Origin of the sequence: Streptomyces sp. AHU1 (assembly GCF_045343905.1) — a bacterium.
GTDB lineage: Bacteria > Actinomycetota > Actinomycetes > Streptomycetales > Streptomycetaceae > Streptomyces > Streptomyces triticiradicis.
Map to the genome: position 1 here is coordinate 7,196,298 of NZ_CP174283.1, position 19,814 is coordinate 7,216,111.

A 19,814-nucleotide genomic window follows, 5' to 3' on the forward strand; every position below is an offset into this window, starting at 1 on the left:
GGGACACAAAAAACGCCGGACGCGCTCGAGAAGAGCGTGTCCGGCGAGAGTCTTGCCGTTATGGGGAGAAGGGGTCCTACGGCCGTTCCTTGAGGGCCTGCTCGATGGTGCGCATCACCTGGTCCAGCGGGGCGTCCACACGGGCGACGGTCACCAGGACGTCCCCCTCGGTGAAGGAGGACGCCGGCGCGGGTCGCGGCGCGGTCTCCCGTCCCGCACCGATCCCGGTGCCGAAGGTCTTGCGGACGATGGCGAAGGCGTGGTCCAGCTGCGACTCCACGTCGCCCTGGCCGCCGGCCCGCAGCCACCGCCGCAGGACGTGGTTGTGGGCCGTGACCACGGCCGACGCGGCGACCTCGGCGAGCAGCGGATCGTCGTTGGCGTCGTCGTCGTGCGCGTGCTCGTCGAAGTGGCCGAGGAGGTAGCGGGTGAAGAGCCGCTCGTAGCGGGCCACCGAGGCGATCTCGGCCTCGCGCAGCGTCGGCACCTCGCGCGTCAGCTTGTAGCGCGAGACGGAGATCTCCGGCTGGGCCGCGTACATCCTCATGACTTCCTTGATGCCGCGGCACACGGTGTCGAGCGGATGCTCGTGCGCGGGTGCCGCGTTGAGCACCGCCTCCGCCCGGATCAGGGTGTCGTCGTGATCGGGGAAGATCGCCTCTTCCTTGGAGCGGAAGTGGCGGAAGAACGTACGGCGGGCCACTCCGGCCTGGGCCGCGATCTCGTCGACGGTGGTCGCCTCGTACCCCTTGGCGGCGAACAGCTCCATGGCCGCGGCCGCCAGTTCCCGGCGCATCTTGAGGCGTTGGGCCGCCGCGCGACTGCCCGCGGCGCTCTCCGGCGCGTCGGGCGTGGCTGGTGTACGTGAGGACTTGGCGGGCTGGGACATGACCCGAACGTACTGCATGTGCGCAGGAGAGCGCGCATGTCCGGGGATCCCCCCGCCCTGGAAGAGCGGGGGGTGTCCGGCGGGGTCGAGCAGTCCGCCCCAGTCGGCGTCGTCCGCGAACCGGTCGCCCTGGCCGTCAGCGGCGGGCATATTCGCGGAAGCCGCGGCCCGTCTTGCGGCCGAGGCAGCCCGCGGCCACCAGGTGCTCCAGGAGTGGCGCGGGGGCGAGTCCCGGGTCCCGGAACTCGCGGTGCAGGACCTTCTCGATGGCCAGCGAGACATCGAGCCCGACCACGTCGAGCAGCTCGAAGGGGCCCATCGGGTAGCCGCCGCCCAGCCTCATCGCCGCGTCGATGTCGTCCAGCGAGGCGTAGTGCTCCTGCACCATCTTGATCGCGTTGTTCAGGTACGGGAACAGCAGCGCGTTCACGATGAAGCCGGCCCGGTCACCGCAGTCCACCGGGTGCTTGCGGATCTTCGCGCAGACCTCGCGCACGGTGGCGTGCACGTCGTCCCCGGTCAGCACGGTCCGCACGACCTCGACGAGCTTCATCGCCGGGGCCGGGTTGAAGAAGTGCATGCCGATGACGTCCTGCGGGCGCGAGGTGGCGCGGGCGCAGGCGACGACGGGCAGCGAGGAGGTGGTGGTGGCGAGGATCGCGCCGGGCTTGCAGACCTTGTCGAACGTGCCGAAGAGCTGCTGCTTGATCTCCAGGTCCTCGGCGACCGCCTCCAGCGCCAGGTCGACGTCGGCGAAGTCGTCGTAGCTGCCGGTCGGCGTGATCAGCTCCAGGGTCCGCGCCGCCGCCTCGGCCGTCATGCGGCCCTTGTCGACGGAACGGGAGAGCGACTTGCCGATGCGGGCCTTGGCGGTCTGCGCCTTCTCCTCCGTACGGGCGGCGAGGACGACCTCGTACCCGGCCTTGGCGAAGACCTCGGCGATCCCGGAGGCCATCGTGCCGGAGCCGGCGACACCCACCGAGCGGACCGTGCGCCCCTCCGCCAGGACGGCGCCCTCCAGCGGCGTCAGCGCGTCCCGCACGACGGCGTCGCTGCCGGGGGCCTCGTACGAGTAGAAGCCGCGGCCGGACTTGCGTCCGGTCAGGCCCGCCTCGCTGAGCTGCTTGAGGATCGGCGCGGGGGCGTGCAGCCGGTCGTGCGACTCGGCGTACATCGCCTCCAGGACGGTCCGCGCGGTGTCCACGCCGATCAGGTCGAGCAGCGCGAGCGGGCCCATGGGCAGTCCGCAGCCGAGCCGCATCGCCGCGTCGATGTCCTCGCGGGAGGCGTACTTCGCCTCGTACATCGCGGCCGCCTGGTTGAGGTAGCCGAAGAGCAGGCCGTCGGCGACGAAGCCGGGGCGGTCGCCCACCGCGACGGGCTCCTTGCCGAGCTCCAGCGCCAGGTCGGTGACCGCGGCCACGGCCGCCGGCGCGGTCAGCACCGAGGAGACGACCTCGACGAGCTTCATCGCGGGCGCCGGGTTGAAGAAGTGCAGGCCGAGGACGCGCTCGGGGCGGGCCGAGTCGGCGGCGAGACGGGTCACGGACAGGGCGTTGGTGCCCGTCGCGAGGATCGCCTCGGGGCGCACGATGCCGTCGAGCGCCCGGAAGACCTGCTGCTTGATGTCGTACGACTCCGGGGTCACCTCGATGACGAGGTCGGCGTCGGCGGCGGCCGCGAGGTCGGTGAAGGTGCGGAAGCGGGCGAGGGCGTCCGTGCGCTCCGCGTCGCTCAGGTGCTCGCGGCGCACGGCGCGGGCGGTGGAGGCTTCGAGGGTGGCCACGGCCTGGGCGGCCGCGGCTTCGCTGACGTCGATGCCGATCACGTCACGGCCGGCCCGGAGCAGGACCTCGGCGATGCCGGTGCCCATGGTGCCGAGGCCGACGACGGCGACGGTCTTCAACGGGGACAGAGGGGTGTCGGACAGGGGAGTGGCCATCGCGGGACTCCTGGAAGAGGTGACGACTGAGGAGCGCACGCGGGTGCGCCGAAAGGCGCACACCGTGCGGAGGTTGCGGGTGTTTCCGGGCTGACGAGCGCACACGCCCGGTGCCGTCCCGAAGCGCCGTCGAACGGGCGCCCACGGGCGGTGAAAGCCGACCGGCCCTGTCCCGGAGCCATGTCGTACTGAGGTACCTGAAGTACCGAACCGACTGCTCTCACGGCGGCTGCGTCACCAGGCCACCGAGAGGTGAGACACGAGTGGGTAACTCGCTCGTCTGAGCTTAACCCGCCGGTAACGAGCGCGCCAGTCCCCGACTTTGTGATGTACGTCCCCGCACCTCGCGGGCTTGCCTAAGCTCGGCCCATGGACGAAGCGTTGCGATCGCTCACGGAGCGTCTGCGGACCGAGGCCGGGGCTTCGGCGGCATTCGAACGTCTGGCGCGGACGGAGGACCGCGAAGTGCTGGCCGCCGCCCTGACCGAGCCGGGACAGCCTCTCTGGGCAAGGGAGTTGGTCGCCTTCCGGCTCGGCACGGCAGGGGACCGGCGGGCTTTCGAGGCACTCGTCCTGCTGCTCAACCACCGCGATCCGCAGCGCTGCGCGTCCGCCGCCGACGCCCTGGCCCGGCTCGGCGACCCGCGCACGGCCCGCGCCGCCGCCGCGCTCGCCACCAACGAACTGCGGGTCGCGTACGCGCTCCAGCCGGTACGCCTCCTGGTCCGGCTGCGCGCCCCCGAGGCCGTACCCGCGCTGATCACCACCCTGGAGCGCAGGCTGCGCCCGCACGACCCCTACCGAAAGGTCGCCCTCGCGTGCGCCGAGGGCCTGGGCGTCCTGGGCGACGCCCGGGCGAGAGGAGTCCTGAACGAGGCACTGGCCCACCCGGCGCTCGCCGAGACGGCCGTGCACGCCCTGGCCCGGCTGACCGAGGCACAGGTGTAGGCGCCGGCCCGTGGGTGCGCCCGCGGGCCGGCACGCCCTCGTCAGTCCGCGTCGCCGCCCGTCAGCACGCGCGTGTAGCGCACCTCGGGCACCGCGACCCCGGCCGCCTCGAAGGGCTCCTCGGCGCCGTCGGGGCGGAAGCCGGCCCGCTCGTAGAAACGGCGGGCCGGGGCGTTCTCCTTGAGGACCCACAGCAGCATGCGCTCGTGCCCGGCCGCCGCGCAGCGGTCCGCGGACTCCCGCAGTAGGGCCTGCCCGATCCCCTGGCCCAGCACGTCGGGGTGTACGTAGATGGCGTACAACTCGACTTCCCCGGAACGGGCTTCGTCGTCCCGGTGCGGTCCGTGGCAGGCCCAGCCGACCACGGACCCGTCGCGCTCCGCGACCAGGTTCACGACGCCGCCGTCACCCTGCTCGAGGGTGCGGCGGCGCCGCGCCGCGTCCTCGGTCACGCTGAGCCCGTCCAGGTACGACCGCGGTATCAGGCCCTCGTACGCGGTCTGCCAGCCGCGCACCCGGATCTCGGCCACGCGCGCGCAGTCGTCGAGGGTCATCTCGCGGACCCGGGTCCCGCTCACGCGCCGACCACCGCGTACGCCTCGATCTCCATCAGGAACTCGGGCCGGACCAGCGCGGCGACCTGGACCGCCGAGGCGGCCGGAAGGCGTTCCGCGGGTATGTGCGCGGCGCGGGCGGCCCGGATCGCGGGCATGTGGGCCATGTCCGTGACGAAGAAGGTGAGTTTGACGACGTCGTCGAAGCCGGCGCCCGCCGCCGCCAGGCACCGGCGCAGGTTCTCGAAGACCTGGCGGGCCTGGGCCTCGGCGTCGCCCTCGCCGACGAGGGCGCCGTCCTCGTCCAGGGGGAGCTGGCCCGACACCGCGACGAAGCGGCCCGTGCCCGTCACGACATGGGAGTAGGCGGTGGCTGGGGCGACCCCGTCGGGGGCGGAGATGCGTGTCGGCTCACTCATGGGTCCATCGTGGACCATGGGTCCGGCGGTGCCCCCGACGGGTTCGCGGGCGGGGCGGGATCAGCCGCGGTGACCGAGGAGTTCGTGCAGTGTCGACCCCCGCGAGGAGGCGGACGCGGCCTTCGCGGTCAGCGGCTTCGGGTCGGGCAGCGTCTGGCACACCGCGTCGGCCTCGCCGTCGCCGCGCGGCACCCTGCCGTCGGCCAGATAGGCCGCCAGGTACTTGTCCAGGCAGTCGTTGCCGCTCAGGGTGATGCCGTGGTTGCCGCCGCCCTGCTCGACCACCAGGCTCGATCCGCGCAGCTGGTGATGGACGGTCACCCCGCCCTCGTAGGGCGTGGCCGCGTCGTCGGTCGCCTGGAAGAGGAGCGTCGGCGGGAGCCGGCGGTTGGAGACGTCCACCGGCCGGAGCGAGTCCGTGGGCCAGAACGCGCACGGCGCGTTGTACCAGGCGTTGTTCCAGGTCATGAACGGTGCCTTGGCGTGGACCGCCCAGTTGTCCCGGCGCCACCGGCGCCAGTCGCGCGGCCAGGACGCGTCACGGCACTGGACCGCCGCGTAGACGCTGTAGCCGTTGTCGCCCGAGGCGTCGACGGCGCCGAAGTTCTCGTACGCCTCCACGAGCGCGTCCGAGTTCTTGTCGTTCACGTAGGACGCGAACGCCTCGGCGAGGTAGGGCCAGTAGCCGTTGTAGTAGCCGCCCGGGATGAAGGTGTCCTCCAGTTCGGAGGCGCCCACCGTCTTCTGGGCGGGGTTCTTGGCGAGCGCCGCGCGCATCGCGTACCACTTGGCCTCGACCGCGGCCGGGTCGGTGCCGAGCCCGTAGGCCGCGTCGTTCCTGGCGACCCACGCGAGGAACGCCAGGTGGCGGTCGTTGAAGGCGTAGTCCTGGCTGATGTTGTCCTCGTACCACACACCGGTGGGGTCGACGATGGAGTCGAGGACCAGCCGGCGGACCCGCTGCGGGTAGAGCTTGCCGTACACGGCCCCCAGATAGGTGCCGTACGAGTAGCCGAAGTAGTTGATCTTCTTGGCGCCGAGGGCGGCGCGGATCGCGTCCATGTCGCGGACCGCGCTCACCGTGTCGAGGTACGGCAGCAGCTTCGCGTACTTCTTGCCGCACGCCTCGGCGAAGGACCTGGCGCGGGCCAGGTTGGCCTTCTCGAGGGCCCGGGTGCTCGGAACGGTGTCGGGGCGGACGGGCTTGAAGTACCCCGGCTCGCAGTCCAGCGCGGGCTTGCTCGCGCCGACACCGCGCGGGTCGAAGCCGATGACGTCGTACTGCGCCGCCACGGCCTTGGGCAGCGCGGAGGCGACGAAACCGGCCAGTGTGAGTCCGCTGCCGCCGGGACCGCCCGGGTTCACCAGCAGCGGCCCCTGGAACTTCTTCGCGGTGTGCGGGACGCGGGACAGGGCGAGGGTGATCCGCTCGCTGTAGGGGTTCGCGTGGTCCAGCGGCACCTTCAGGGACGCGCACTGGAGCGTCGGGTAGTCGTTGGTGCCGCACTTCTTCCAGACGGGTTTCGCGGTCGGGGCGGTGCGCGGTGCGCCAGCGGAGCCGGGGCTCGCGCCGGCGGGGACCGACGTGATCATCCCGGCCAGTACGACGGCCGCCCCGCACACAGCGGCTGCGCGTTTCTTCACAAGGCCTCCCAGGACGGAGGGTTCTGAGCCGTGCACGCCACGGCCTTCGCCGTATCGTGCCGGAGGGGGGTCCTGGAAGAACGCGTTCCGGCGGGACTCGACCCGATCGGACCGCGGGATGCGCCCGGATGCCGTCACGGCCGCCTCCGGAGGCATTCAGGGGCCCGGAGGTTCCGGGGGAGCGCGCGGCGGACGGCCGTGAGGGCCCGTCACCGTCCTTCAGAGCAGCGTCAGCTGGGTCGGTCCGGGCGCGGCGGGCGCCGGCGCGAGGGTGGGTTCGGGGACGGTGATCCGGCGTGGCATTCCCGCGCGCACGGGGCCGATGCCGTACTCCTGGGCCAGTTCGTGGACCTGACGGGTGATCCGGCGCTGGTACCACTTCGGGGCGTAGGCGCCCTCCGCGTACAGCCGCTCGTAGCGCCGTACGAGGTGGGGGTGGTGGCGTTCCAGCCAGGCCGTGAACCACTCGCGGGCGCCGGGCCGCAGGTGCAGCACCAGCGGGGTGACCGAGGTGGCCCCCGAAGCGGCGACGGCCCGTACGGTGGCGCGCAGCTGGGCGGGGTGGTCGCTCAGGAAGGGGATCACGGGGGCCATCAGGACGCCGCAGCCGATGCCGTGGTCCGTCAGCGTCCGGACGACGTCCAGGCGGCGCTCGGGGGCCGGTGTGCCCGGCTCCACGGTGCGCCACAGCTCGCCGTCGGTGAAGCCCACGGAGACCGATATCCCGACGTCGGTGACCTCGGAGGCCTGCTTCAGCAGGTCGAGGTCGCGCAGGATGAGCGTGCCCTTCGTCAGGACGGAGAAGGGGTTCGCGTGGTCGCGCAGGGCCGCGATGATGCCCGGCATGAGCCCGTAGCGGCCCTCGGCGCGCTGGTAGCAGTCGACGTTGGTGCCCATCGCGATGTGCTCGCCGTGCCAGCGGGGCGAGGCGAGCCGGCGGCGCAGCAGCTCCGGCGCGTTGACCTTCACCACGATCTGCGAGTCGAAACCGAGTCCGGTGTCGAGGTCCAGATAGCTGTGCGTCTTGCGGGCGAAGCAGTAGACGCACGCGTGCGAGCAGCCGCGATAGGGGTTGACCGTCCATTCGAACGGCATGCGGGAGGCCCCCGGCACCCGGTTCACGATGGACCGTGCCTGGATCTCGTGGAACGTGATCCCTCTGAACTCGGGGGTGTCGAACGTCCTCGTCGTGACCGCGTCCGCGTCGAACAGGGCGGCGTCCCGGGCGGGGCTGCCGGCGAGGTCCGCTGTCAGGTTCTCCCAGCGCATGGCGCCTCCTAGGTAGCACTGGACAGAGAATAGAACACATGTTCCCTTGATCGTGCGACCCGTTTCCCGTGTCGCCCCGCGGGCGGGGCACGCACCCGCGGGCACCCCGATTTGGGCGGCCGGGGCGCCGGGTGGTTGGCTGGCCGTACAACCCGAGGAACCACACGCTGGAGGAAGTGCCATGGCGCAGGTCGAGGCCACGACGGAGCGGGTCATCGCGGCGGACGCGGAAACGGTGTTCGACGCCCTGGCCGACTACAGCGGCACGCGGCCGAAGCTGCTGCCCGAGCACTTCAGCGAGTACGAGGTGCGCGAGGGCGGCGACGGTGAGGGCACCCTCGTCCACTGGAAGCTCCAGGCCACCAGCAAGCGCGTCCGTGACTGCCTGCTCGAGGTGAGCGAGCCCACCGACGGCGAGCTCGTGGAGAAGGACCGCAACTCCTCCATGGTCACCACCTGGCGCGTCACCCCGGCCGGTGAGGGCAAGGCCCGCGTCGTGGTCACCAGCGTCTGGAACGGCGCGGGCGGCATCGGCGGCTTCTTCGAGCGGACCTTCGCGCCCAAGGGCCTCGGCCGCATCTACGACGCCCTGCTCGCCAACCTCGCGGCGCAGACCGAGAAGTGACCCGCTCCCCCGGGAGGCACGCGCTTCCCGGGGGCCCCGCGCGCCGGAGCCGCCCCCGCCGGGGCCAATTCCCGCGTTGCCGCACATCGTGACGGGACGCCGCCGTACGGTGGTGGGGGCGGCACAGATCTTGCGGAGCCGTGGGGAGAGAGGGCCTGGGCCATGGACCGTGGCACCGAAGCGGGCGCGACTTCCAGCCCCGGAGCTGGGAACGGCGCGGCGGAGCGCGCCGACGCCGGCCGTGTCCCGCTGGCCGTGGTGGTCGTGGACCGCGACGGGCTCGTCTCGCACTGGAGCAGCGGCGCGCGGCGGATGTTCGGCACCCCCAAGGAGGAGGCGCTGGGCCGCCACGCGGCGGACCTGCTCCCCGTCTCCGGCGCGCTCCCCGAGGGCGCGGACGGGTCCCCCTTCGGGAGCCGTGCCACGTACGACGGACTCGGGCCCGGTCTGGAGTCCTCCCTGGACGGACGGCTCTCCTACCCGGCCGCCGGACGCGCCCGGCTCACCGCGGCCGGTGCCGACCGGATCGACGTCCTGTGGTGGGCCTACCCGCTGGTCGGCCCGGGCCCGGAGCGGCTGCTCGTGCTCGCCGCCGACGCGGGCGCGACGCGCCACGAGGACGACGACGTCTCCTTCGAGCGCATCGCGCCCGGCTTCGCGCTGCACACCGACTTCCCCGGCGCCGACGAGCTGGCCCGCCGGCTCCCCGAGATCCTGCCCAGCATGAGCGTCGGGGACAGCGCCCGCATCGTCTCGCAGGTACTGGAACTGGGATATCCCGTCCTGGAGTTCAGCCAGAACGACCGGGTGCCCGTCACCCCCGACTGGGGCGTGCCCCGGCGCGCGGAGCGCAGGGCGCGCCGCGAGCGGGCGATGCGGGCCGCGGCCCTCGGCGCGCCCGTGCCGCGGGACCTCCCGGACGACGAGGGCGAGGACCTCGAGTACGTGGCCGTCCGGGAGCGCCTGGAGTTCCTGAACGAGGTCAGCGGGCGCATCGGGACCTCCCTCGACCTGTCGCGGACCGTCCTGGAGGTCAGCCGGGCCGTCGTGCCGCGCTTCACGGACGTGGCGGGCACCTATCTGCGCGAGCAGGTCGTCGCCGGTGAGGGCTTTCCCGAAGGCGTGCCCGACACGACCACGATGTGGCACCGGGTCGCCGTGGAGCACACCGACGAGCCGGGCCGCTGGGACGACGTCGTGCCGGTCGGGGAGGCCATGCCCTTCCCGGCGCACACCCCGTTCTTCCAGTGCATGACCACCGGTGAGCCCGTCCTCGTGCCGCGCATCAGCGAGCAGATGGGACACATGATCGCCGCGCAGTTCGAGAAGCGCGACATCAGACCGCTCATCACCGGCCGCTCCATGCTGGTCGTGCCCCTCAAGGCCCGTGACGTGGTGCTCGGTTTCATGATCCTGCTGCGTCACCCCGAGCGCGTCGAGTTCAACGACATGGACCGGGTCACCGGCGCCGAACTGGCCGCCCGCGCGGGCCTGGTGCTGGACAACGCCCGCATGTACACGTACCAGGAGAGCGTCGCCGAGACCCTCCAGGACAGCATGCTGCCGACCATCGAGCCCCGTATGGCCGGCTGCGACATCGCCACCCGCTATCTGCCGGGAACGCTCCTCGGACGCATCGGCGGCGACTGGTTCGACTCGGTGAAGCTGCCCGGCTCGCGCACCGCCCTGGTCGTCGGGGACGTCATGGGCCACGGCCTCAACTCGGCCGCGATGATGGGCCAGTTACGCACCGCCGTACAGACCATGGCCGCACTCGACCTGCCGCCCGCCCAGCTTCTGCGCAACCTCGACGACCTCGCCCAGCGCCTCGGCGACAGCTACCTCGCGACCTGCCTGTACGCCGTCTACGACCCGATCGCCGGAATGCTGCACATCGCCAACGCGGGCCACATCCCGCCGGTCCTGGTCCGCGCCGCGGACGGCCGCAGCGAACTGCTCGACCTGCCGACCGGAGCGCCCATCGGGGTCGGCGGAGTGCCCTTCGAGGCGGTCCGCGTGCGGGTGCGGCCGGGCGACCGGCTCGTGATGTGCACCGACGGGCTGGTCGAGATGCGCGGCGAGGACATCGGTGTCGGCCTCGCCACCCTCTGCGAGTCCGCCGCCCACCCGGCCGCCTCCATGGACCACGCCTGCGACACCATCATCCGCGCGCTCAACACCCGCGGCGGGCGCAAGGACGACGTGGCCCTGCTGATGGCCCGGCTCAACGGGATCGCGCCCGCGGACGTCGCCGAATGGCGCCTGGCCCTCGACCCGGCCGAGGCCGGCAGGGCGCGCGCCGTGGTCCGCGAACAACTGCACGCGTGGGGTCTGGCGGGGCTCGTCGACAACGCCGGGCTGATGGTCGGCGAGCTCGTCACCAACGCCGTACGGCACGCGAACAGCCGGGGGATCGGACTGCGGCTCGTGCGCGGCGACACCCTGCTGTGCGAGGTGGACGACGAGGACCACACGCTCCCGATCCTGCTCAGCGCCGGTCCCGGCGACGAGTTCGGACGCGGACTGCGGCTCGTCAGCGCGCTGTCCCGCGCGTGGGGGTCCAGCCGCACCGGCGCGGGCAAGACCGTGTGGTTCGAACTGACGCTCCCGCGGAGCTGATCCGTCCGCGCGGCGTCCGCACGGTGTCCGCGGCGCCCGCACGACGGGGTCGGCTCCGGCACGCGAAGGAGCACGGAGGCGCACGGAGGCGTACGGGGTTCGAATGAGCGGTGAAGGAATGCGCCGGCGGCTTGTCGCCGCACCCCGGGCGCGGTAGACCGATCGGGCCCGCCGGGTCCCGGCGGGCGCGGTCACGACCCCGGGGAGCGGACATGAGCGTGAGCAGTCGGTACAGGCAGGCCTGGGAGGGCTTCTGGCGCGAGGCCCCCGGCGGACAGGGCGGGGTCCTCTGGGACGCCGAGCCCGTGCTCACGGCCGCGGTCCACCTCGCCCACTTCGAGCCGCACCTGACGACGCCCGAGCTGCCCCTGGTGGACCTCGGCTGCGGCAACGGCACCCAGACCCGCTTCCTGGCCGGCCGGTTCCCCACGGTCGTCGGCACCGACCTCGCGCCCGCGGCGCTCGACCACGCCCGCACCGCCGATCCGGCGGGCCGGGCCCGGTACCGGCTGCTCGACGCGGCGGACAAGTCCGAGACCGAGGCGCTGCACGCGGAGCTCGGCGACGCCAACGTCTACATGCGGGGCGTGCTCCACCAGACCGAGCCGGACGACCGGCAGCCTTTGGCGGACGGCCTGGCCACCCTGGCGGGCGACCGGGGCCGGGTCTTCCTGGTCGAACTCGCCGAGGCCGCCGGTCCGGTCCTGCGCGCGCTGGCCCAGGGTCCGGACGGCCCTCCGGCCAAGCTGGCCCCGGTGTTCCGGCACGGCATCGCCCCGGGCGAGATCGCGGACGCGGCGGTGCCCGAGCATCTGCGCCGGGCCGGCCTCACGGTCCTCGCGAGCGGCGAGCTCCCGCTCCTCACGACCGAGCACACGCCCGACGGCACCCTCATCGAGCTTCCGTCGCGGTGGCTGGTGGCCGGCCGCCCCGGCTGACACCGGTGGTCCGGACCCGCCCGAGTTGTCCACAGGCTCTGCCGGGTCCGGGCCGAAGCGCGTACGGTTTCGGCATGAAGATCCTCATCAGCGCCGACATGGAAGGCGCCACGGGTGTGACCTGGCCGGCCGACGTGTTGCCGGGGACTCCCCAGTGGGAGCGGTGCCGCGCGCTGTTCACCTCGGACGTGAACGCCGCGGTGCTCGGCTTCTTCGACGGCGGCGCCGACGAGGTGCTGATCAACGAAGCCCACTGGACCATGCGGAACCTCCTGCTGGAGCGGCTCGACGAGAGAGCGGAGATGCTCACCGGGCGGCACAAGGCGCTGTCCATGGTCGAGGGCGTGCAGCACGGGGACGTGGACGGCATCGCGTTCGTCGGGTACCACGCGGGGGCGGGCACGGAGGGCGTCCTCGCCCACACCTATCTGGCGAACTCCATCACGGGCGTGTGGGTCGACGACGTACGGGCCAGTGAGGGGCTGCTCAACGCCCGCGTCGTCGCCGAGTACGGCGTGCCGGTCGTGCTGGTCACCGGCGACGACGTGGCCTGCGAGGACGCGCTGGGGTACGCGCCGGGGGCGCTGAAGGTCGCCGTGAAGGACCACGTCTCGCGGTACGCGGCCGTGTGCCGCACCCCGGCCAGGACCGCCGCGGACATCCGGGCCGCGGCCAAGGAGGCGGCGGCGCTCGCGGTGCGGCACGAGCCGGTCGCCGGCGGGCCGGTCACCATCGCGGTGGAGTTCGACGCCGAGCACCTGGCCATGGCCGCCACCGTCGTGCCGGGGGTCGGCCGTGCCGGTGAGCGGAAGATCGTGTACACCAGCGACACGATGTACGAGGGGATCCGGACCTTCAAGGCGGTCACCACGATCGTCTCGGCTGCGGTGGAGGAGCAGTATGGCTGACGAACGCGCACTCGACGAGGTCGTCCGGTTCACTTCCGACCTCATCCGGATCGACACGACCAACCGGGGCGGCGGGGACTGCCGGGAGCGTCCCGCCGCCGAGTACGCCGCCGCGCGGCTCGCCGAGGCGGGCCTGGAGCCCACGCTGCTGGAGCGCACCGAGGGGCGCACGAACGTCGTGGCCCGCCTGGAGGGCACCGACCCCTCCGCCGACGCGCTGCTCGTCCACGGTCATCTGGACGTGGTGCCCGCCCAGGCGGAGGACTGGAGCGTCCACCCGTTCTCCGGGGAGGTCCGCGACGGCGTCGTCTGGGGACGCGGCGCGGTCGACATGAAGAACATGGACGCGATGATCCTCTCCGTCGTCCGCTCCTGGGCCCGCGAAGGGGTACGGCCCCGGCGTGACCTGGTCATCGCCTTCACCGCCGACGAGGAGGCGAGCGCCGCGGACGGCTCGGGCTTCCTGGCCGACGAGCACCCCGAGCTCTTCGAGGGCTGCACCGAGGGCATCAGCGAGTCGGGGGCGTTCACCTTCCATGACGGCGCGGGACGGCAGCTGTATCCCATCGCGGCGGGTGAGCGCGGCACCGGATGGATCAAGCTCACCGCGCGGGGACGGGCGGGCCACGGCTCCAAGGTGAACCGGAGCAACGCGGTGACCCGCCTGGCCGCCGCGGTCGCCCGCATCGGTGCCCACAAGTGGCCGCTGCACATCACCCCGACCCTGCGGGCCGCCCTGACCGAACTCGCCCTCCTGTACGGCGTGGACGGCGACCTGGACGACGTGGACGCCCTGCTGGTCAAGCTCGGCCCGGCCGCCTCGCTCGTCGAGGCGACCGTCCGCAACAGCGCCAACCCGACGATGCTGAGCGCCGGTTACAAGGTCAACGTGATCCCGGGGGAGGCCGTCGCCTACGTGGACGGCCGCTATCTGCCGGGCGGCGAGGGCGAGTTCCGCACGACCATGGACGAACTCACCGGACCGGACGTGGAGTGGGAGTTCTACCACCACGGGGTGGCCCTCCAGGCACCGCTGGACTCGCCGACGTACGCACGGATGCGCGCGGTCATCGAGGAGTTCGCGCCCGAGGGCCATGTCGTCCCCTACTTCATGTCGGGCGGCACGGACGCCAAGCAGTTCTCCCGCCTCGGCATCACCGGCTACGGCTTCTCGCCGCTCAGGCTCCCGGAGGGCTTCGACTACCAGGCGATGTTCCACGGGGTCGACGAACGGGTCCCGGTCGACGCGCTCCACTTCGGCGTCCGGGTCCTCGACCGCTTCCTGCGCACGGCCTAGGGGGACGAGATGCAGACCACGCCATACGGTTCATGGCCCTCGCCGATCGACGCGAGGCTCGCCGCCGCGCACGACGGCCATCCCGAGTTCGTCGGCTTCGTCGGCGACGAGGCCTGGTGGACCGAGCCCCGGCCGGCCGAGGGCGGGCGGCGCACACTGGTCCGGCGGAAGGCGGACGGCACCGAGGAGCCGGTGCTCCCGGCTCCCTGGAACGTGCGCAGCCGCGTCATCGAGTACGGCGGCAGCCCCTGGGCCGGAGTCATGCGCCCCGAAGGCCCGCTGATCGTCTTCGTCGACTTCGCCGACCAGCGCCTCCACGTCTGCGAGCCCGGAGGCGAACCGCGCCCGTTGACCCCGCTCTCGCCGGTGGGCGGCGGACTGCGCTGGGTGGATCCGCAGCTGCGGCCGGAGTACGGCGAGGTCTGGTGCGTCATGGAGGAGTTCACCGGGGACGGACCCGCCGATGTGCGCCGGGCCGTCGTCGCGGTGCCGCTGGACGGATCGGCGGCGCGGGACCGGGACGCCGTGCGCGAACTGTCCGACGGGCGGCACCGGTTCGTCACCGGGCCCCGGCTCTCGCCCGACGGCCGGCAGGCGGTCTGGCTAGCCTGGGACCACCCGCGCATGCCCTGGGACGGCACCGAGGTGATCCTCGCGGACGTCACCGGGCACGGCACGCTGTCCGGCCCGCGAGCCGTCGCGGGGGGTCCGGAGGAGTCCGTCGTCCAGGCCGACTGGGCGGCCGACGGCACGCTGCTCTACGTCAGCGACCGCGGCGGCTGGTGGAACCTCCACCGTCTCGGCGCGGACGGCGGGGCGATCGTCCTCTGTCCGCGCGAGGAGGAGTTCGGCGGCCCCCTCTGGAAGATCGGACTCCGCTGGTTCGCGCCGCTGGACAGCGGTCTGGTCGCCGTCGTGCACGGGCGGGGCGCCACCGCCCTCGGGATACTGGACCCCGAGACCGGCGAACTCGTCGACACGGCGGGTCCCTGGACCGAGTTCGCGCCCACGCTCGCCGTCCACGGCAGCAGGGTCGTCGGCGTCGGGGCCAGCCCCCGCAGCGCCCACGAGGTCGTCGAACTGGACGCCCGCACCGGCCGGGCCCGGGTGATCGGCGCCGCGCACGACGACCCGGTCGACCCCGCGTACTACCCCGAGCCCCAGATCCGTACCTTCGCCGGCCCCGCCGGACGCGAGGTCCACGCGCACATCTACCCGCCGCACCACCCCGGCCACGTCGGCCGCGCCGACGAGCTCCCGCCGTACGTCGTACGGGTCCACGGCGGTCCCACCAGCAGGTCGCCCCTGGTCCTCGACCTGGAGATCGCCTACTTCACCTCCCGGGGGATCGGGGTGGCCGAGGTCAACTACGGCGGATCGACCGGCCATGGACGGGAGTACCGCAACCTGCTGCGCGAACAGTGGGGTGTCGTCGACGTCGAGGACTGCGCCGCCGTCGCCCTCGCCCTCGCCGACGAGGGCACCGGGGACCGGCGGCGGCTCGCGATCCGCGGCGGCAGCGCGGGAGGCTGGACCACGGCCGCCTCGCTGGCCCGCACCGACGTCTACGCCTGCGGCACCATCCTCTATCCCGTGATCGACCTCACCGAATGGGCCTCGGGCGAGACCCACGACTTCGAGTCGCAGTACCTGGAATCGCTCGTCGGCCCGATCGCCGAGGTCCCGGCCCGGTACTCGGAGCGGTCGCCGTCCACGCACGCCGACCGGATCACCGCCCCCTTCCTGCTGCTCCAGGGGCTCGACGACGCGGTCTGCCCGCCCGCGCAGTGCGAACGCTTCCTGGCCCGTGTCGAGGAGCAGGGTCGCCGTGTCCCGCACGCCTACATCGCCTTCGAGGGGGAAGGGCACGGTTTCCGGCGCGCCGAGACGATGGAACGGGCCCTGGAGGCCGAACTCTCCCTGTACGCCCAGGCCCTCGGACTGAACCCGCCCGGCATCCCCACGCTGGAGCTGTCCAAGTGAGGCGGCCGCCGGCACAGGGGCCACTCGCGGATGAACCCCCGCACATGAACCGCCTGCACATGAACCGCCTGCACATGAACCGCCTGCACATGAACCGCCCGCATACGAACCACCAGTGACCGGAGCCGCACGAGTGATACGAACGACCGCGCCGATCCCCGCCCTGACCCGACCCGCGCGGCTCGCCGCCGGGGCCAGGGTGGCGGTCGTCGCGCCCAGCGGGCCCGTCCCCGAGGAGCGGCTCGAAGCCGGCCTCGACATCCTGCGCGGCTGGGACCTCGACCCCGTCGTGGCACCCCACGTCCTGGACCGGCACACCGGGTTCCCCTACCTGGCGGGGACGGACGCCGACCGGGCCGCCGACTTCCAGGCGGCCTGGTGCGACCCGGACGTGACCGCCGTGCTGTGCGCCCGCGGCGGGTACGGCGCTCAGCGCATGGTCGACCTGCTCGACTGGGACGCCGTCCGGGCCGCGGGCCCCAAGGTCTTCGTCGGCTTCAGCGACATCACCGCGCTGCACGAGGCGTTCGCCACCCGGGTGGGGCTCGCGACCCTGCACGGGCCGATGGTGTCGGCCATGGGCTTCCTGAAGAACGCGCGGTCGCAGGAGCATCTGCGGGCGACCCTCTTCGAACCCGAGTCGGTGCGGACCATCGCCTCCGGCGAAGCCACCGCGCTGGTGCCCGGCAAGGCCCGCGGTGTCACGCTCGGCGGCTGCGCCAGTCTGCTGGCCGCGGAACTCGGCACCCCGCACGCCCGTGCCGGTGCCCGGGGCGGGCTCCTCCTGATCGAGGACGTCGGTGAGGAGGCCTACCGCCTGGACCGGATCCTGACGCAACTGCTGCGCGGAGGCTGGCTCGACGGGGTGGCCGGGGTCGCGCTCGGCTCCTGGACGGACTGCGGACCGTACGAGAGGCTCCGCGAGGTCTTCGCCGACCGGCTCGGCCCGCTCGGCGTTCCCGTCGCCGAGCACTTCGGGTTCGGGCACGTGGAGGGAACGCTGACGATGCCGTTCGGCCTCCGGGCCGAACTCGACGCGGACGCGGGGACGCTGACCCTGGAGGAGCCCGCGCTGGTCTGACCTCGGGGAAGCCGCCGCCGGGTCCGTGCTCGCGTAAGGTGTCCGGATGCCTGAGAAGATCGGCTCACTCGCCGAAGGCCCCCGCGTGGGCATTCGCCGTTTCACCCTGGACGACGGCCCGGAGTTCACCGCACGGGCCAGGGAGAGCCGGAGCCTGCACCGGCCCTGGCTCTTCCCGCCCGATGACACCGACGCCTATGCCGCCTACGCCGGGCGGCTCATCGAGGACCCCACCAAGGCCGGGTTCCTCGTCTGCGAGCGGGACGGCGGGGGGATCGCCGGTTTCATCAACATCAACAACATCGTCGAGGGCGGCTTCCTGTGCGGCGCCCTCGGCTACGGCGCCTTCGCGCACGCGGCGGGACGCGGGCTGATGACCGAGGCCCTCGGCCTCGTCGTGCGGTACGCCTTCGGCGAGATGGGCCTGCACCGGCTGGAGATCAACGCGCAGCCCGGCAACGCGGGTTCGATCGCCCTCGCCCGCAAGTGCGGCTTCCGGCTCGAAGGCTTCTCACCGGACTTCATCCGCATCGACGGTGCCTGGCGGGACCACGAACGGTGGGCGATCACCGCGGAGATGGTCGAACCCGGCTGACCGGCGGCGCCTTTGCGGAATCCTGACCCGATTCCGGTGAGCGGACACCCTGGTCAGCAGGCCGATGACCATGTTCCATGGTCGTCGTGACGACGATCCGACGTGACGTACTGACCCTCCCGGCGGCCGAACTGGGTCCGAGCAACCCCCTGCCGCCCCTGCGGACCCTCGACGAGATGCACCAGATCGACGACCGCGACCGCGTCGGCCTGCCGGGCGACATGGCCCGGCAGATCGGGTACGAGCCGCTGCGCAGCGTGCTGCCCGAGCGCATACGCGACGGATACGGGCGCGAGAGGACGCCGCGCGAACTCGACACGATAGTGATCGAGAACGACCGGCTGCGCGCCACCGTGCTGCCCGGCTACGGCGGCCGTGTCGTCTCGCTCTTCCACAAGCCCACCGAGACGGAACTGCTCTACACCAACCCGGTGCTCCAGCCGGCCTGCTTCGCCCTCAACGGCGCCTGGTTCTCCGGCGGCATCGAGTGGAACATCGGGGCCACCGGGCACACCACCCTGTCGTGCTCACCCGTCCACGCCGCCCGTGTCCCCGCCCCGGACGGCGGCGAGATGCTGCGCCTGTGGGAGTGGGAACGCCTGCGCGACCTCCCCTTCCAGGTCGATCTGTGGCTGCCGGACGGCTCCGACTTCCTGTACGTCGGCGTCCGCGTCCGCAACCCGCACGAGAAACCCGCCCCGCTGTACTGGTGGTCCAACATCGCGGTCCCCGAGGAGCGCAGGGTCATCGCCCCCGCCGAGGAGACCTGGCACTTCGGCTACGAGCGACGGCTGCGCCGGGTGCCCGTGCCGACGTACGACGGAACCGACCGGACGTACCCGCTGAACAGCACCTTCCCCGCCGACTACTTCTACGAGGTGCCCGACGGCCGGCGCCGCTGGATCGCCGCGGTCGACGAGTCGGGCGAGGGCCTGGTCCAGACGTCCACCGACGTCCTGCGCGGGCGCAAGCTCTTCGTCTGGGGCTCGGGGCCCGGCGGACGGCGCTGGCAGGAGTGGCTCACCGAGCCGGGGACCGGCGGGTACTGCGAGATCCAGGCCGGACTCGCCCGCACCCAGCTCGAACACGTACGGCTCGACGCCGAGAGCGACGTCTCCTGGCTGGAGGCGTACGGGCCGCTGTCCGTGAGCGCCGAGAGCGCGCACGGGGCGGACTGGGAGGCCGCGCGGGCGGAGGTCGAGGGCCGTCTGGAGAGCGTCCTCTCCCGGGAGGCGGTCGATACCGCGTACGCCGCCTGGCTGCCGCACGCCGACACCGCGCCCGGCGAGGTCCTCGCCGTCGGATCCGGCTGGGGAGCGCTCGAAGTGCTGCGCGCCGCGCACAAGCTGCCCGGCACGCCCTTCGACGAGAGCACGCTCGGGGAGGACCAGGAGCCGTGGCTGGAACTGCTGCGCTCCGGCGCGTTCCCGGAGCCCCGGCGGATCGGCCCGCCCGGCGAGACCCTGGTGGCGTCGCACTGGCGCGACATGCTGGAGACGGCCCCCGCCACACCGGTCGCCGAGTACCACCTCGGAGTCGCCCAGTGGCATGCCGGGGACGTGGCCCAGGCCGTGCGGAGCTGGGAGCGGGCGCTCGGACTCGCCCCGTCGCTCTGGCCGTTGCTGCGCTGTCTCGCCGTCGCCGACCAGGAGGCGGGCGCCGCCGAGCGCGCCGCCGACCGTTACGCCGAGGCCTTCGACGACCTGTGCCGGGAGCGGCGCGACGACGGGCCCCGGTGGACCGCGGTGACCGCCGCGCTCGGCCGCGAGGCCATCGAGGCGCTGCTGACGGCCCGCCGTCCGGCGCAGGCGCGTGCCGTGTGGGAGCGGCTGCACCCCGAGACCCGGGAGCGTGGCCGGTTCCGTCTCGTCGAGGCCGGACTGCTGCTCGCCGAGGGCCGCCGCGAGGACGCGCGGGCGGTCTTCGACGCGGGCTTCGAGGTCGCCGACCTGCGCGAGGGGGCGGAGACCGTCGACCGGCTGTGGTCCCGGCTGGGCGACGAGCCCCTGCCGGCGCGCTACGACTTCCGCATGCGGCCGCCGTCCACGCCCTGAGCCGTCCGATGCCGGACGGTTCCCGTCCGGACCGTCGGTCCCCGACCCC

16 protein-coding genes are annotated in these 19,814 nt (G+C 72.9%); 10 read left to right on the forward strand and 6 right to left on the reverse strand.

The window, feature by feature from the left end:
- Positions 1–76 precede the first annotated feature (76 nt).
- On the reverse strand, positions 77–889 hold the full coding sequence (locus tag ACICHK_RS31905; protein ID WP_406839588.1) for a TetR family transcriptional regulator: 813 nt from the start codon (positions 887–889) through the stop codon (positions 77–79).
- A gap of 136 nt (positions 890–1,025) precedes the next feature.
- Positions 1,026–2,831, reverse strand: a complete 1,806-nt coding sequence (locus ACICHK_RS31910; protein ID WP_406839589.1) for a 3-hydroxyacyl-CoA dehydrogenase family protein — start codon at positions 2,829–2,831, stop codon at positions 1,026–1,028.
- A gap of 369 nt (positions 2,832–3,200) precedes the next feature.
- Between ACICHK_RS31910 and ACICHK_RS31915 the strand changes: the two genes are divergently transcribed.
- Positions 3,201–3,779 (forward strand): adenylosuccinate lyase, encoded by a 579-nt coding sequence (locus ACICHK_RS31915; protein ID WP_406839590.1) that lies wholly within the window; start codon positions 3,201–3,203, stop codon positions 3,777–3,779.
- 41 nt (positions 3,780–3,820) lie between these two features.
- On the opposite strand, the gene ACICHK_RS31920 is transcribed toward ACICHK_RS31915, so the two are convergent.
- The 4 genes from ACICHK_RS31920 to ACICHK_RS31935 all read right to left on the reverse strand — a co-directional run bounded on the left by ACICHK_RS31920 (position 3,821) and on the right by ACICHK_RS31935 (position 7,665).
- Complete coding sequence (locus tag ACICHK_RS31920; protein WP_406841369.1) at positions 3,821–4,333, reverse strand: N-acetyltransferase family protein; 513 nt, start codon at positions 4,331–4,333, stop codon at positions 3,821–3,823.
- Between the two features lie 20 nt (positions 4,334–4,353).
- The gene (locus ACICHK_RS31925) at positions 4,354–4,752 is read right to left on the reverse strand and encodes a RidA family protein (protein ID WP_406839591.1); all 399 of its coding nucleotides are present in this window, start codon (positions 4,750–4,752) and stop codon (positions 4,354–4,356) included.
- A 60-nt stretch (positions 4,753–4,812) separates the two neighbouring features.
- Complete coding sequence (locus ACICHK_RS31930; protein WP_406839592.1) at positions 4,813–6,396, reverse strand: alpha/beta hydrolase; 1,584 nt, start codon at positions 6,394–6,396, stop codon at positions 4,813–4,815.
- A gap of 219 nt (positions 6,397–6,615) precedes the next feature.
- Entirely contained in the window at positions 6,616–7,665 is a 1,050-nt protein-coding gene (locus ACICHK_RS31935; protein WP_406839593.1) for an Rv2578c family radical SAM protein, read from the reverse strand.
- Positions 7,666–7,846: 181 nt separating this feature from the next.
- Between ACICHK_RS31935 and ACICHK_RS31940 the strand changes: the two genes are divergently transcribed.
- The 9 genes from ACICHK_RS31940 to ACICHK_RS31980 all read left to right on the forward strand — a co-directional run bounded on the left by ACICHK_RS31940 (position 7,847) and on the right by ACICHK_RS31980 (position 19,765).
- Positions 7,847–8,290, forward strand: coding sequence for an SRPBCC family protein (locus ACICHK_RS31940; protein WP_406839594.1), 444 nt, complete (start codon positions 7,847–7,849; stop codon positions 8,288–8,290).
- A gap of 162 nt (positions 8,291–8,452) precedes the next feature.
- Positions 8,453–10,909, forward strand: coding sequence for a SpoIIE family protein phosphatase (locus tag ACICHK_RS31945; protein WP_406839595.1), 2,457 nt, complete (start codon positions 8,453–8,455; stop codon positions 10,907–10,909).
- Between the two features lie 212 nt (positions 10,910–11,121).
- Positions 11,122–11,847, forward strand: coding sequence for a class I SAM-dependent methyltransferase (locus tag ACICHK_RS31950; RefSeq protein WP_406839596.1), 726 nt, complete (start codon positions 11,122–11,124; stop codon positions 11,845–11,847).
- A 74-nt stretch (positions 11,848–11,921) separates the two neighbouring features.
- Positions 11,922–12,755, forward strand: coding sequence for a M55 family metallopeptidase (locus tag ACICHK_RS31955; RefSeq protein WP_151474905.1), 834 nt, complete (start codon positions 11,922–11,924; stop codon positions 12,753–12,755).
- Positions 12,748–14,052, forward strand: a complete 1,305-nt coding sequence (locus tag ACICHK_RS31960) for a M20/M25/M40 family metallo-hydrolase (RefSeq protein WP_406839597.1) — start codon at positions 12,748–12,750, stop codon at positions 14,050–14,052. The genes ACICHK_RS31955 and ACICHK_RS31960 overlap by 8 nt, the downstream gene beginning before the upstream one ends.
- A 9-nt stretch (positions 14,053–14,061) precedes the next feature.
- Positions 14,062–16,035 (forward strand): LpqB family beta-propeller domain-containing protein, encoded by a 1,974-nt coding sequence (locus ACICHK_RS31965; RefSeq protein ID WP_406839598.1) that lies wholly within the window; start codon positions 14,062–14,064, stop codon positions 16,033–16,035.
- Between the two features lie 154 nt (positions 16,036–16,189).
- On the forward strand, positions 16,190–17,116 hold the full coding sequence (locus ACICHK_RS31970) for an LD-carboxypeptidase (protein WP_406841370.1): 927 nt from the start codon (positions 16,190–16,192) through the stop codon (positions 17,114–17,116).
- A gap of 46 nt (positions 17,117–17,162) precedes the next feature.
- Entirely contained in the window at positions 17,163–17,711 is a 549-nt protein-coding gene (locus ACICHK_RS31975; protein WP_151474908.1) for a GNAT family N-acetyltransferase, read from the forward strand.
- Positions 17,712–17,788: 77 nt separating this feature from the next.
- Positions 17,789–19,765: a DUF5107 domain-containing protein gene (locus ACICHK_RS31980; RefSeq protein ID WP_406839599.1), complete on the forward strand. Its 1,977-nt coding sequence runs from the start codon at positions 17,789–17,791 to the stop codon at positions 19,763–19,765.
- Positions 19,766–19,814: the final 49 nt, after the last annotated feature.

What these genes read in the sequence shown, in the direction of transcription:
- ACICHK_RS31905 (WP_406839588.1), bottom strand. Translation starts at nt 889, where the DNA reads ATGTCCCAGCCCGCCAAGTCCTCACGTACACCAGCCACGCCCGACGCG.
- ACICHK_RS31910 (WP_406839589.1), bottom strand. Translation starts at nt 2,831, where the DNA reads ATGGCCACTCCCCTGTCCGACACCCCTCTGTCCCCGTTGAAGACCGTC.
- ACICHK_RS31915 (WP_406839590.1), top strand. Translation starts at nt 3,201, where the DNA reads ATGGACGAAGCGTTGCGATCGCTCACGGAGCGTCTGCGGACCGAGGCC.
- ACICHK_RS31920 (WP_406841369.1), bottom strand. Translation starts at nt 4,333, where the DNA reads ATGACCCTCGACGACTGCGCGCGCGTGGCCGAGATCCGGGTGCGCGGC.
- ACICHK_RS31925 (WP_406839591.1), bottom strand. Translation starts at nt 4,752, where the DNA reads ATGAGTGAGCCGACACGCATCTCCGCCCCCGACGGGGTCGCCCCAGCC.
- ACICHK_RS31935 (WP_406839593.1), bottom strand. Translation starts at nt 7,665, where the DNA reads ATGCGCTGGGAGAACCTGACAGCGGACCTCGCCGGCAGCCCCGCCCGG.
- ACICHK_RS31940 (WP_406839594.1), top strand. Translation starts at nt 7,847, where the DNA reads ATGGCGCAGGTCGAGGCCACGACGGAGCGGGTCATCGCGGCGGACGCG.
- ACICHK_RS31945 (WP_406839595.1), top strand. Translation starts at nt 8,453, where the DNA reads ATGGACCGTGGCACCGAAGCGGGCGCGACTTCCAGCCCCGGAGCTGGG.
- ACICHK_RS31950 (WP_406839596.1), top strand. Translation starts at nt 11,122, where the DNA reads ATGAGCGTGAGCAGTCGGTACAGGCAGGCCTGGGAGGGCTTCTGGCGC.
- ACICHK_RS31955 (WP_151474905.1), top strand. Translation starts at nt 11,922, where the DNA reads ATGAAGATCCTCATCAGCGCCGACATGGAAGGCGCCACGGGTGTGACC.
- ACICHK_RS31960 (WP_406839597.1), top strand. Translation starts at nt 12,748, where the DNA reads ATGGCTGACGAACGCGCACTCGACGAGGTCGTCCGGTTCACTTCCGAC.
- ACICHK_RS31965 (WP_406839598.1), top strand. Translation starts at nt 14,062, where the DNA reads ATGCAGACCACGCCATACGGTTCATGGCCCTCGCCGATCGACGCGAGG.
- ACICHK_RS31975 (WP_151474908.1), top strand. Translation starts at nt 17,163, where the DNA reads ATGCCTGAGAAGATCGGCTCACTCGCCGAAGGCCCCCGCGTGGGCATT.
- ACICHK_RS31980 (WP_406839599.1), top strand. Translation starts at nt 17,789, where the DNA reads ATGGTCGTCGTGACGACGATCCGACGTGACGTACTGACCCTCCCGGCG.